General features: G+C 60.5%; 11 protein-coding genes. 2 read left to right on the top strand and 9 right to left on the bottom strand.

Translation table 11 applies throughout. From position 1 onward, the window contains the following. Window positions 1–57 precede the first annotated feature (57 nt). Window positions 58–1,230 carry a lipocalin-like domain-containing protein gene (locus tag K226_RS0109040; RefSeq protein ID WP_051463525.1) on the top strand — a complete coding sequence of 391 codons (1,173 nt, stop codon included), beginning with the start codon at window positions 58–60 and terminating at the stop codon, window positions 1,228–1,230. 52 nt (window positions 1,231–1,282) lie between these two features. Here K226_RS0109040 and K226_RS0109035 read toward each other — a convergent pair whose 3' ends face one another. Genes K226_RS0109035 through K226_RS0109015 form a run of 5 tightly spaced genes read right to left on the bottom strand, consistent with a single transcriptional unit; the run spans window position 1,283 to window position 5,965 of the window. Continuing rightward, window positions 1,283–2,278: a branched-chain amino acid ABC transporter permease gene (locus tag K226_RS0109035; protein ID WP_024814493.1), complete on the bottom strand. Its 996-nt coding sequence runs from the start codon at window positions 2,276–2,278 to the stop codon at window positions 1,283–1,285. Window positions 2,279–2,290: 12 nt separating this feature from the next. Further along, window positions 2,291–3,175, bottom strand: coding sequence for a branched-chain amino acid ABC transporter permease (locus tag K226_RS0109030; protein ID WP_024814492.1), 885 nt, complete (start codon window positions 3,173–3,175; stop codon window positions 2,291–2,293). 35 nt (window positions 3,176–3,210) lie between these two features. Further along, window positions 3,211–4,407: an ABC transporter substrate-binding protein gene (locus K226_RS0109025; protein ID WP_024814491.1), complete on the bottom strand. Its 1,197-nt coding sequence runs from the start codon at window positions 4,405–4,407 to the stop codon at window positions 3,211–3,213. A 60-nt stretch (window positions 4,408–4,467) separates the two neighbouring features. Continuing rightward, entirely contained in the window at window positions 4,468–5,193 is a 726-nt protein-coding gene (locus tag K226_RS0109020) for an ABC transporter ATP-binding protein (protein WP_024814490.1), read from the bottom strand. A gap of 1 nt (window position 5,194) precedes the next feature. Further along, complete coding sequence (locus K226_RS0109015) at window positions 5,195–5,965, bottom strand: ABC transporter ATP-binding protein (RefSeq protein WP_024814489.1); 771 nt, start codon at window positions 5,963–5,965, stop codon at window positions 5,195–5,197. Between the two features lie 419 nt (window positions 5,966–6,384). Between K226_RS0109015 and K226_RS0109010 the strand changes: the two genes are divergently transcribed. Beyond that, on the top strand, window positions 6,385–8,199 hold the full coding sequence (locus tag K226_RS0109010; protein ID WP_024814488.1) for an ABC transporter transmembrane domain-containing protein: 1,815 nt from the start codon (window positions 6,385–6,387) through the stop codon (window positions 8,197–8,199). Between the two features lie 63 nt (window positions 8,200–8,262). Here K226_RS0109010 and K226_RS0109005 read toward each other — a convergent pair whose 3' ends face one another. The 4 genes from K226_RS0109005 to K226_RS0108990 are packed head-to-tail and all read right to left on the bottom strand — an operon-like array spanning window position 8,263 to window position 12,070. After that, on the bottom strand, window positions 8,263–8,727 hold the full coding sequence (locus K226_RS0109005; RefSeq protein ID WP_024814487.1) for a DUF1178 family protein: 465 nt from the start codon (window positions 8,725–8,727) through the stop codon (window positions 8,263–8,265). Window positions 8,728–8,751: 24 nt separating this feature from the next. Further along, the gene (locus tag K226_RS0109000; RefSeq protein WP_024814486.1) at window positions 8,752–9,057 is read right to left on the bottom strand and encodes a DUF2818 family protein; all 306 of its coding nucleotides are present in this window, start codon (window positions 9,055–9,057) and stop codon (window positions 8,752–8,754) included. A gap of 19 nt (window positions 9,058–9,076) precedes the next feature. Further along, a complete protein-coding gene (nuoN, locus tag K226_RS0108995) occupies window positions 9,077–10,570 on the bottom strand; it encodes an NADH-quinone oxidoreductase subunit NuoN (protein ID WP_024814485.1) in 1,494 nt (497 codons plus the stop codon). A gap of 24 nt (window positions 10,571–10,594) precedes the next feature. Beyond that, window positions 10,595–12,070 (bottom strand): NADH-quinone oxidoreductase subunit M, encoded by a 1,476-nt coding sequence (locus K226_RS0108990; RefSeq protein ID WP_024814484.1) that lies wholly within the window; start codon window positions 12,068–12,070, stop codon window positions 10,595–10,597. Window positions 12,071–12,076: the final 6 nt, after the last annotated feature.

Raw genomic sequence — 12,076 nt, 5'->3', positions numbered from 1 at the left:
CGACCCACCAGCGCCGGTATGCCAGTCAAGCCTGACATGCCAGCCGCGCAGCTGCCCATGCCCCTCACACCGCCGCCCGGGCGCTTTGCCCTGTGCACGCGCCGCCAATGGCTGGCGCTGACCCTGGGGGCGGGCGCGGCCAATGCGCTGGCGCTGCCCGCGCGAGCCCTTCAATTTCCGCGCGACCATGGCAGCCACCCGGATCTGCACACCGAATGGTGGTACCTCACGGGCCATGTGCAGGCCGAGGGCAGGCTGTGGGGGTTTCAGGTGACGTTTTTCCGCTCGCGGGTGGATGCCACGCAAGGCATGCAGTCGGCCTTTGCGGCAAGGCAGCTGCTGTTCGCCCACGCGGCACTGACCGACTTCCAGGGCCAGCGCTTGCACCACGACCAACGCATCGCCCGCGCGGGCTTTGGCGTGGCGCAGGCCAGCGAGTCCGACACGGCCGTCAAGCTGCGCGACTGGTCGCTTGCCAGAACCGCCCTGCCCGACGGCACCCCGCGTGCAGCGCACGGCAGCGGCGCTGGACAAAGCCCCATCACCAGCGGCAGCCGCTATCTCGCACGGGTTGAGGGCGACGGCTTCGGGCTCGACTTGCGCTGCGACACGGCCCAGCCGCCGCTGCTGCAGGGCCGGCAGGGCCTGTCCCGCAAAGGCCCTGAGGCTGCCCAGGCCAGCTATTACTACAGCCAGCCACAGCTGGCCGTGAGCGGCGCCATTGTGCTGAACGGGCGCCGCATGGCCATTGAAAGCAGCACCACCGACAACGGCACCAACCGCGCCTGGCTCGACCATGAATGGAGCGATGCGCTGATGCACCCCGACGCCGTGGGCTGGGACTGGATAGGCATGAACCTCTACGACGGCAGCGCGCTCACGGCGTTTCGCTTGCGGCGCGCCGATGGCTCAACGCTGTGGACGGGTGGCTCGTTCCGCCCGGCGCGTCAGGAAACGCAGGTATTTGGCGACAACACCGTGGTGTTTGCCGCAGAGCGCCACTGGAGCAGCCCCTTGAGCGGCGCCCGCTACCCGGTGCAATGGCTGGTGACAACCCCCGCTGGCCAGTTCGGTGTGCGTGCACTGCTGGACGACCAGGAGCTCGACAGCAGCAGCTCTACCGGGGCGATTTACTGGGAAGGCCTGTCCGAGTTGCGCAATGGCGCAGGCGAAGCCGTTGGCCGGGGTTATCTGGAAATGACGGGATACAAAAAGCCGCTGCGCTTGTAACGCAACGGCCTATGGCTGCAAAAAATGGGCGACTCCGATCGATTCGTGCGAATCAGCCTTTGTTGCCCGCCTTGCGGCGAACCAGCCAGGCAATGATTTCACCCATGATGCCGCGGCGGAATGCCAGCACGCAGATCACAAAAATCAGGCCCGTCACCATGGTGACCGACTCACCCAGCGTGTTGAACCATTCCACGCTGGTCAGCGTGGCCAGGAAGCTGCCGATTTCACCCAGCTTGTTCTCCAGCAACACCACCACGGCCGAGCCCACCAACGGCCCCGACAGCGTGCCAAGGCCACCCACCAGCGTCATCAGCACCACGTGGCCCGATGCCGTCCAGTGCACATCGCTGAGCGTGGCAAACCCCAGCACCAGGGTTTTGAGCGAGCCGGCCAGCCCCGACAGCGCAGCCGACAGCACAAACGCCAGCAGCTTGAAGCGGTTGGTGTCGTAGCCCAGCGAAATGGCACGCGGCTCGTTTTCCTTGATGGCCTTGAGCACCTGGCCATACGGCGAGTGCACGGTGCGCACGATCAGCAAAAACGCCGCCACCACCACGACCAGCACCACGTAGTACATGGCCAGGTCATTCTGCAGATCAAACACGCCAAACAGCTTGCCGCGTGGCACGCCTTGCAGCCCGTCTTCACCGCCGGTAAAGGGCATCTGCAGGCAGATGAAGAACAGCATCTGCGCCAGCGCCAGCGTGATCATCGTGGAGTAGATGCCTGTGCGGCGAATGGCGAAGAAACCAACCACCAGGCCTAGCAGCGCGCCGCTGGCCGTGCCCAGCAGCAGGCCGACTTCGGGGGTAAAGCCCCACACCTTCATGGACTGGCCCGCCACATAGGCCGAGCCCCCAAGAAAGGCCGCATGGCCAAAAGACAGCATGCCGGTGTAGCCAAGCAGCAGGTTGAAGGCGGCAGCAAACAGTGCGAAGCACATCAGCTTCATGACGAACACCGGGTAGGCACCCAGCAACGGCGCTACCAGCAGGCCGATGAACAACAGGCCGTAGCCAATAGCGGTAAGGTTCTTGGAATTCATGTGAACAGCCCCTTATTTTTCTTTGCCGAACAGGCCGGCGGGGCGAATCAGGAGAACGATGACCATGATGACAAACACCACGGTCGAGGATGCTTCGGGATAGAACACCTTGGTGAATCCTTCGACGATGCCCAGGCCCAGCCCGGTCAGGATGGAGCCCATGATGGAGCCCATGCCACCGATCACGACCACGGCAAACACCACGATAATGAGGTTTTGCCCCATCAGCGGAGACACCTGGTACACCGGCGCAGCCAGCACACCGGCAAAGGCCGCCAAACCGGCACCAAACGCATAGGTCAGCGTGATCATCAGCGGCACGTTGACACCAAACGCTTCCACCAGGCGCGGGTTCTCGGTGCCCGCACGCAGATAGGCACCCAGCTTGGTCTTTTCGATCACATACCACGTGGCAATGCACACCGTGATGGAAGCCACAACCACCCAGGCACGGTAGTTGGGCATGATCATGAAGCCCAGACTGGTGGCACCTTCGAGCAGCTCAGGCGTGTCATAACCCAGGCCCGAGACACCGTAGATCGAGCGAAAGATGCCCTCGATCAGCAGCGTCAGGCCCAGTGTGAGCAGCAGGCCATACAGATGGTCCAGCTTGTAGATCCAGCGCAGCAGCAGCCGCTCGATCAAAACCCCGAACACCCCCACCACCAGCGGCGCCAGCACCAGCATCAACCAGTAATTGATGCCGAAGTAGTTCATGGCCATCCAGGTAATCACGGCCCCCATCATGAACAGCGCACCGTGCGCAAAGTTGATGACGTTGAGCAGGCCGAAGATCACGGCCAGCCCGAGGCTGAGGATTGCGTAAAACGAGCCATTGACCAGCCCCAAAAGGAGCTGACTCAAGAGACCCGGCAATGAGACACCAAAAATTTCCATGGCAGGCGGCAGAAGGTGGGGGTCAGGTCAGGAGCTTATTTCCAGAGAGCGCACTTGCTCTCGGCCTTGGTCGTAAAGATCTGGTCGCCAGGAATCTTCTTGACGACCTTGAAGTAATCCCAAGGCTTGGTCGACTCGGAAGGCTTCTTCACTTGCAGCAGGTACATGTCGTGCACATAGCGGCCATCGGGGCGCAGCGTGCCGGAGGCGTAGAAGTCATTCATCGGCATGGCGCGCCAGGCGGCCATGACCTTGTCGGCATCCACGCTCTTGGCAGCTTCAACGGCCTTGAGGTAATTCATGGTGGCCGAGTAATCAGCCGCCTGAATCGATGTGGGCATGCGCTTGGTCTTGTCGAAGAAACGCTTGCCGAACTTGCGCGTCTCGTCGTTCAGATCCCAATACCAGCTGCTGGTGAATTGCAGGCCTTCGGTGTTCTTGAGACCCAGGCTGTGGATGTCGGTGATGAACAGCAGCAGGCCCGCCATCTTCATCGTCTTGTCAATGCCGAATTCCTTGGCGGCCTTGATGGCATTGATGGTGTCGCCACCCGCGTTGGCCAGCCCGAGAATTTGTGCCTTGGAGTTTTGCGCCTGCAGCAGGAACGAAGAGAAGTCCGATGCGTTGAGCGGGTGACGCACAGAGCCTGCAACCGTTCCGCCCTTGGCCTTGACGGCGGCGGAGGTGTCGGCTTCGAGTGCCTGGCCAAAGGCATAGTCGGCCGTCAGGAAGAACCAGCTCTTGCCGCCAGCATCCACAATGGCCGAGCCAGTGCCGCGGGCCAACGCCACGGTGTCGTAGGCGTAGTGCACGGTGTAGGGGGTGCACTGCTCATTGGTCAGGGCCGACGAGCCGGCGCCACTGTTGACATACACACGTTTCTTCTCGGCAGCCACCTTGGCAGCCGCCAGCGCGGTGCCCGAGTTGGTGCCGCCAAACAGCATGGTCACGCCCTGTGTGTCGATCCACTCGCGCGCCTTGGAGGCTGCGATGTCGGCCTTGTTCTGGTGGTCCGCGCTGATCAGCTCGACCGGCATGCCCAGCACCTTGCCACCGAAGTCGTCGATGGCCATCTGGATCGCCAATGCACCGTTTTTGCCCTCCACGTCGGCATACAGGCTGGACATGTCGGTGATGAAGCCGATCTTGACTTTGTCCTGCGCATGGGCGGCCGAAGTGGCCAGCCCGGCTGCGCCGAGCATCAGTGCGAGTGCCTTGAGCTTGTTTTTCATGAATGTCTCCTGTTGTGGTGAGAAAGTTTGCAAATACACGGGACGTGGTCGTCCGCCCGCTCAGACGCCGAGAAGGTTGTTGAGCACCGGCATCTTTTCTTCCAGCTCGCTGGCGCCGAATTTCTCGACGATGCGGCCGTGCTCCATCACATAAAAGCGGTCAGCCAGCGGTGCAGCAAAGCGGAAGTTCTGCTCGACCATGACTACCGTGTAGCCGCGCTCGCGCAGCATGATGATCATGCGGGCCAGCGCCTGCACGATGACGGGCGCCAGGCCTTCGGAGATTTCGTCGAGCAGCAGCAGCTTGGCGCCGGTGCGCAGGATGCGCGCCACGGCCAGCATCTGCTGCTCACCGCCCGACAGGCGCGTGCCCTGGCTGTGGCGGCGTTCGGCCAGGTTGGGGAACATGGCATAAATTTCATCAATCGACATGCCCTGCGTGCCCGTCTTGAGAACCGGCGGAAGCAGCAGGTTCTCTTCGCACGACAGGCTGGAGAAAATGCCCCTTTCTTCAGGGCAGTAGCCCACACCCAGGTGCGCAATGCGGTGCGTTGGCATGTGGATGGTCTCCACACCATTGATCTTCACAGAGCCCTTGCGGGCGCCGGTGAGGCCCATGACAGCCCGCATGGTGGTGGTGCGACCAGCGCCGTTGCGCCCGAGCAAGGTCACGACTTCGCCGGGCCGCACCATGATGTCCACGCCGTGCAGCACATGCGACTCGCCGTACCAGGCTTCCAGATGGCTGATTTCCAGCGCAGGGGTGTTGGAGGCAGTGGTGGCCATTTCAGTGGGCTCCCTGCAGTTGGCCGTCGGTCGTACCCATGTAGGCTTCCATCACTTGGGGGTTGTTCGAAACTTCGGCGTAAGGCCCTTCTGCCAGCACGGCACCACGCTGCAGCACGGTGATGCAATCGGCAATGGTGGACACCACTTTCATGTTGTGCTCGACCATCAGGATGGTCCGGCCGGCCGAGACCTTCTTGATGAGTTGCGTGACACGGTCCACGTCCTCGTGACCCATGCCCTGCGTGGGCTCGTCGAGCAGCATGAGCTCGGGTTCCATGGCCAGCGTGGTGGCGATTTCGAGGGCGCGCTTGCGGCCATAGGGCAGGTTCACCGTGAGCTCGTCGGCCAGGTCTTCCAGGCCCACTTCGGTGAGAAGCTCCATGGCGCGGGCATCGAGCTGGCGTAGGCTGCGCTCGCTGCGCCAGAAGTGAAAGGCGGTACCCAGTTTGCGCTGCAGGCCGATGCGCACGTTTTCCAGCAGCGTCAGGTGCGGGAACACCGCCGATATCTGGAACGAACGGATCACGCCGCGGCGCGCAATCTCCGCGGGCTTTTCGCGCGTGATGTCCTGCCCGTTAAAACGGATCAGACCCGAGGTGGGCTCCAGAAATTTGGTGAGCAGGTTAAAGCAGGTGGTCTTGCCGGCGCCATTGGGTCCAATCAGGGCGTGGATGGAGCCACGGCGCACCGACAGGGTCACGTTGCTGACCGCGGTGAAGCCTTTGAACTCTTTGGTCAGGCTTTGTGTTTCAAGAATGACGTCGCTCATTGCGCCTTGATCGCTCCATGGGGATGCTGAGGAAAGAGCCTTGCCGCAAGGTCTCGGAAGATGCGTTTTGTTGAGTTGCATCGTAAGTCCCGGCATGGGCACGCAGGTACTGGGACAAATGCCTATGTATAAATGCCTACGTAAGAACGCCCACCCCACCGCGCCAACACGCGCTTGCGCAACGGGCGTCGCAATGGTCCGTGCGGAGCATTCAAGCGGGCGATGGCGCAGCTTCAGGTCACCAAATGGCGTGCGCCTGCGGCTTCGTTTTTTGTCGGGTGGACGGGGTGCATCCGGCACCACCGGCCGCGGCCGCCGCTATGCACCACCCGAGCTGCCACCACCGTGTAAAAGCACAGGGCCCAAAAGGCACGCGTGCCCACTGTGCACCACCCTTCGGGGCAGCCTACACTGCCCTGATGGCAACATCTTCTCCCCTGAGCGCGCGCGGCGCTCCGCGCTCTCTGTCTGGCCTGCTTCCTTTTTTGCGGCCCTACCGCGCCCAGATTGGTCTGTCGCTGATTTTTCTGGTGCTGGCGGCGGGGGCCACGTTGGCGTTTCCGCTGGCATTGCGCAATCTGATCGATGGAGGCCTGATGGCATCCGGTCATGGCGACCAGACGATGGCGCTGCGGGGGCATTTTCTGGCGCTGTTTGGCGTCGCCATCGCCCTCGGCATTTTTTCAGCGGCACGCTTTTACATGGTGAGCTGGCTGGGCGAACGAATCACCGCTGACCTGCGCAATGCCGTCTACAGCCATGTGCTGCGGCAAAGCCCGCAGTTCTTTGAAACCACGCAGACCGGCGAGGTTTTGTCGCGACTGACAGCGGACACCACGCTGGTGCAGACGGTGGTCGGTTCATCACTCTCCATGGGGCTGCGCAACGCCGCCATCGGAGTGGGCGCACTGGTGATGCTGGTGTGGACCAACCCGTACGTGATGGCGGTTGTCCTATTGGTGTTGGTACTGGTGGTTTTGCCCAGCATGTGGATAGGGCGGCGCGTACGGCGCCTCTCGCGTGACAGCCAGGACCGCGTGGCCGACTCCAGCGCCATCGCGGCCGAGGTGCTCAATGCCGTTCCGGTGGTGCAAAGCTACACGGCCGAAGCGCGTGAGTCGGCTCGCTTTGGCAAAGCCACCGAAAACGCCTTTCTGACCGCCATCCGGCGCACACGTGCGCGCGCTTTTCTTGTGGCATTCATCATCATTGCCAACGCCGGCCTGCTGCTGTGGGGCCTCTACCGGGGAACTCAGGCTGTGCTGGACGGACAAATGACAGCGGGTCACCTGGGGCAGACCGTGGTGTATGTCATCTTGCTGGCTGGCGCAGTGGCGGTGCTCGGCGAGGTCTATGGCGACCTGCTGCGCGCCGCAGGCGCGACAGAACGCCTGATGGAATTGATAGCGAGTGAGTCCCCCGTGGCAGAGTCTCGGGCGCCCCAACCGCTGCCCACGGGAAACCAAGGCCTTCGGGTGGACTTTGAAGCGGTTGATTTTCATTACCCGTCACGGCCCGACCAACCGGCATTGCAAGGCTTCACGCTGCACCTGCAACCGGGAGAAACGGTCGCGCTGGTCGGGGCCAGCGGTGCAGGAAAAACCACCGTTTTTCAACTGCTCCAACGCTTCTACGACGTAGACCAGCGTGCCAATGGCGCGTTGCAAGGCCGCATTGCTCTCAACGGCGTCGACATCCGGCAGTTGGCACTGGAGGAGTTGCGCGCCAACATTGGTACCGTGCCCCAGGACGCCGTGATCTTTTCGGCTTCTGCTTTCGACAATATCCGGTATGGGTGCCCCAATGCATCGACCGATGAGGTGATCGCTGCTGCCAAGGCGGCCTTCGCCCACGACTTCATTGAAGCCCTGCCGGAGGGATACTCCACCTTTCTGGGAGAGCGGGGTGTGCGCCTTTCTGGCGGACAACGCCAGCGCATCTCCATTGCGCGCGCGATGCTGAAAAATCCTCCCCTGCTGCTACTGGATGAAGCCACCAGCGCACTCGATGCGGAAAGCGAACGCATGGTGCAGGCCGCACTGGAGATGGCCATGCAGCGACACACCGGCCAGCGCACGACACTGGTGATTGCACACCGCCTCGCCACAGTTCAAAACGCTGACCGGATCGTGGTGCTGGAAAATGGACGCATCGTCGAACAGGGTACCCACGCCGTGCTGCTGACGCAGGGCGGTATCTATGCGCGTCTTGCAGCACTGCAATTCACCGTATGACCGATTCGCGGTGACAGCGGCGAGATCGATGCGAAAGAGCCAGCGCAGCCGCACGGCGCGGCCTTATTGCAAGGTTTCTTTAGCTGCCTCTGGCAACAGGAGCGGCAGAACCGCAATGCCTTCGTCGAGCAACTGCAGGGTCTCGTCGGGTGACGCCTGACCCCGAATCGCCCGCTCTTCAACCTCTCCGCGGTGGATGCGCCTGGCTTCTTGCGCAAATTGTGGACCTACGTCTTCTGTGGTGGCCATGATCTTGCGCGCCAGCGACAACCATGCCGCCTGACGATCAGCGCCAGACGCGTCGACAGTGCTGCTTGCCACCGACGAATCCGCAACGACGGGTGTGGCAGTGGATTGCCGAGCACCCAGATTCAGCCTGGGCGCACTCAGTCTTTTGGAAATGTGGACGTCAGCGCACAACGGGCACTGCACGAGCGAATCGCGCAGCTGCCCCTGAAAATCTTCTTCCGAGGCGAACCACCCCTCAAATACGTGGCCCTGCTGACAATGCAGGTCAAGCACCTTCATGAAGGCAGTCTCTTTGAACCGTGGTCAATCGTGGCGACGCAGCAGATAGCGGTAAACAAAACCCGGAAATGCCAGCGTAAGAAACAAGGTTCCAGTAACGGCATAGAACTCCCACCCCTGCGGTGCAATCTGCCCGGCACGCCGTTCCAGCAGAAGGGCAATGCCGCCGACCAGAAAGTAAAGCACCACCAACTCAACAAGACGAACAATCAACGCCTTCTTGGTCTGGGCCAAGGGCCCGACCACCATCATCCGGTGGTTGATAAACGGCAGGTTGGCCGCGATGAACGCGGCCACGATGACAAGCCAGATCGATCCAGTTTGAGACACAGAAGTACTTTGATTGGGTTCAGGTGGCCAGGGCACGCACGATGGCATCTGCACACAGGGCCATCAAACCACCGGGCAACAAGCCCAGCACCAGCACCAGTGCACCGTTGACAGTCAACACCACGCGAACATCCAGGGGCGCAGACACGCTGGTTGCCGTCAGAGGGGCATCAAAATACATGACCTTCACAACGCGCAGGTAGTAGAAAGCGCCAATCAACGACATGAGGACGGCAAACACCGCCAACGCAATGTAAAGCCCCTGTCCGGACGCCACCAAGGCCTGCAAGACAGACAGCTTGGCATAAAAACCCACCAGCGGTGGAATGCCGGCCATAGAAAACAGGCAGACAGCCATCACGCCCGCATACAGGGGGCTGCGCTGATTGAGACCCGCCAGATCGGCGATTTCTTCGCTCTCAAAGCCTTCACGGGCCAGCAGCAAAATCACGCCGAACGCTGCCAGGGTTGTAAGGACATAGCTCACCACGTAGAACATGGCGGAGCTGTAGGCGCTCTCAACGGCAGCTGCATCCACATTGCCGTTGATGACACCCGACAACAGGCCCAGCAAGACAAAACCCATCTGAGAAATGGTGGAGTAAGCCAGCATGCGCTTCAGATTGGTCTGGGCAATGGCTGCAAGGTTACCCACCAGCAGCGAGCCAATGGCCAGCACTGCCAGCATCTGCTGCCAATCGATGGCCAGTGGTAACAAACCGTCCACCAAAAGCCGAATGGTGATTGCAAACGCAGCAAGCTTGGGTGCGCCACCAATCATCAGCGTGACTGCAGTGGGGGCACCTTGATAGACATCGGGAATCCACATGTGGAAAGGCACCACGCCCAGCTTGAAAGCCAGACCTGCCACCACGAAGACCAATCCAAACACCAGCACCTGGTGGCGGATCTGGCCAGAATTGACGGCCTTGAACACTTGCCCGATATCCAGGGATCCCGTGGCACCGTAAAGCATCGACAAACCATAAAGCAGGAACCCGCTGGCCATGGCCCCCAGCACAAAATACTTCATGGCAGCTTCCGTTGCCATGGCGTTGTCGCGGCGCAATGCCACCAGCGTGTAGCTGGACAGGGTGAGCAGTTCCAGTCCCAGGTAAATCACGAGGAAGTTGTTACCGGAGATCATGATGAACATGCCCAGCAAAGCCAACATCGACAGGGTGAACAACTCGCCACCGCGCAGCATTCCACGATCGGCGGCATAAGGACGGCCGTAGACCAGCGTCACCATCACTGCCACAGTGGCGAAGCACTTGAGCCAGTTGCCCATCGCATCACTGACCACCATGTTGCCGAAACCATAGAACGTGTTTCCACTGCTGGCGTACACACCCTGCAGAACAGCAACCACTGCCAGCGTGAGCATGGTGAGCACATAGGTGCCGGTACGGCGAGGACTGTGAACCCCCAGGTCCACAAGCATGATCACGCAGGCCATGGCCAACAGCACGATCTCGGGGTAAATGGCAAGCCAGCTGATGTTGTCAATCATCTCGAATCTCTCAGTTCAGTCTGGTCAGTTCAGCTTGGACAGGGCCACGTGCTTGAGCAACTCCGCCACGGAGGTGTCCATCACGTCGGTGAAGGGGCGTGGATAAAGGCCCATGGCCAGAACAGCCACAGCCAGCAATGCCATCACCAGAAATTCACGGCTGTTAATGTCTTGCAATGCCTTGACATGGTCGTTACCCACGGGACCCAGATAGACCCGTTTGAACATCCAAAGCGTATAGGCGGCACCAAAAATCAGTGCTGTGGCAGCTGCACCACCAATCCAGAAGTTGGCCTTCACTGCGCCAAGGATCACCATCCACTCGCCCACAAATCCGGCGGTTCCTGGAAGCCCGCAGTTGGCCATGGCGAACAGCAAGGCAAATGCCGTGAAGTTGGGCATGGTATTGACCACGCCGCCATAGGCAGAGATTTCCCGGGAGTGCACTCGATCGTAAAGAACACCGATCGAAAGGAACATGGCCCCGGAAACAAAACCGTGCGCGATCATCTGCACCAGACCGCCCGAAACACCCAGATCGTTAAAGATGAAGAAACCGAGTGTCACAAAACCCATGTGTGCCACGGACGAGTAAGCCACCAGCTTCTTCATGTCTTTCTGAACCATGGCCACCAGACCGACATAAATCACTGCCACCAGCGACAACGCGATCATCAACCACGCCCATTCCCGGGATGCATCCGGGGCAATCGGCATCGAGAAGCGCAGGAAACCGTAGGCGCCCAGCTTGAGCATGATGGCCGCCAAGACAGCAGAACCGCCTGTGGGGGCTTCCACGTGCACATCAGGCAACCAGGTGTGCACAGGCCACATAGGGACTTTCACGGCAAAGGCCGCAAAGAATGCGAAGAAAAGCATCGTCTGCGCCGTGGAGCTGAGGGGCAACTTGTGCCACGCCGCAATATCAAAACTGCCACCCGACTGGTTGTACAGAAAGATGAGCGCAATCAGCATCAGCAGCGAGCCGAGCAGCGTGTACAAGAAAAACTTGAAGGCCGCGTAAATCTTGTTAGGCCCGCCCCAGATACCAATGATCAGGTACATCGGAATCAGGGTTGCCTCAAAGAACACATAGAACAGCAGGCCGTCGAGTGCGCAGAACACACCAATCATCAATCCTGAAAGGATCAGAAAGGCACCCATGTACTGGTTGACCCGCTCAGTAATCGACTCCCAGGAAGCGATCACCACAATGACCGTGATGAAGGCGGTGAGGGGCACAAACCAGAAGGAAAGGCCGTCCACACCCAGGTGGTAATGGACGTTAAAACGTTCAATCCACGTGGTCTTCTCTACAAACTGCATGGCAGCAGTGCCCAGCTTGAAGCCGTCATACAGAGGCAGCGTTACCAACAAGCCGATGACAGCGCCAATCAGGGCGATCCAGCGGACAGCACGGGAATGTTCATCCCGACCCACCGCCAGCAGCAGAACACCAAAAACGATTGGCGTCCAGATTGCAAGACTCAACAAACCCATTTTGTT

Origin of the sequence: Acidovorax sp. JHL-3 (genome assembly GCF_000526295.1) — a bacterium.
GTDB lineage: Bacteria > Pseudomonadota > Gammaproteobacteria > Burkholderiales > Burkholderiaceae_C > Acidovorax > Acidovorax defluvii.
Note: the sequence above shows the minus strand (reverse complement) of the source record. Positions and strands in the feature narration are given on the sequence as shown.

Bases quoted from the DNA above. Each gene is read 5' to 3' on its own strand.
- K226_RS0109005 (WP_024814487.1), bottom strand. From the start codon at position 8,727: ATGAAGGTGCTTGACCTGCATTGTCAGCAGGGCCACGTATTTGAGGGG.
- K226_RS0109040 (WP_051463525.1), top strand. From the start codon at position 58: ATGCCCCTCACACCGCCGCCCGGGCGCTTTGCCCTGTGCACGCGCCGC.
- K226_RS0109015 (WP_024814489.1), bottom strand. From the start codon at position 5,965: ATGAGCGACGTCATTCTTGAAACACAAAGCCTGACCAAAGAGTTCAAA.
- K226_RS0109010 (WP_024814488.1), top strand. From the start codon at position 6,385: ATGGCAACATCTTCTCCCCTGAGCGCGCGCGGCGCTCCGCGCTCTCTG.
- K226_RS0108990 (WP_024814484.1), bottom strand. From the start codon at position 12,070: ATGGGTTTGTTGAGTCTTGCAATCTGGACGCCAATCGTTTTTGGTGTT.
- K226_RS0109035 (WP_024814493.1), bottom strand. From the start codon at position 2,278: ATGAATTCCAAGAACCTTACCGCTATTGGCTACGGCCTGTTGTTCATC.
- nuoN (WP_024814485.1), bottom strand. From the start codon at position 10,570: ATGATTGACAACATCAGCTGGCTTGCCATTTACCCCGAGATCGTGCTG.
- K226_RS0109020 (WP_024814490.1), bottom strand. From the start codon at position 5,193: ATGGCCACCACTGCCTCCAACACCCCTGCGCTGGAAATCAGCCATCTG.
- K226_RS0109030 (WP_024814492.1), bottom strand. From the start codon at position 3,175: ATGGAAATTTTTGGTGTCTCATTGCCGGGTCTCTTGAGTCAGCTCCTT.
- K226_RS0109025 (WP_024814491.1), bottom strand. From the start codon at position 4,407: ATGAAAAACAAGCTCAAGGCACTCGCACTGATGCTCGGCGCAGCCGGG.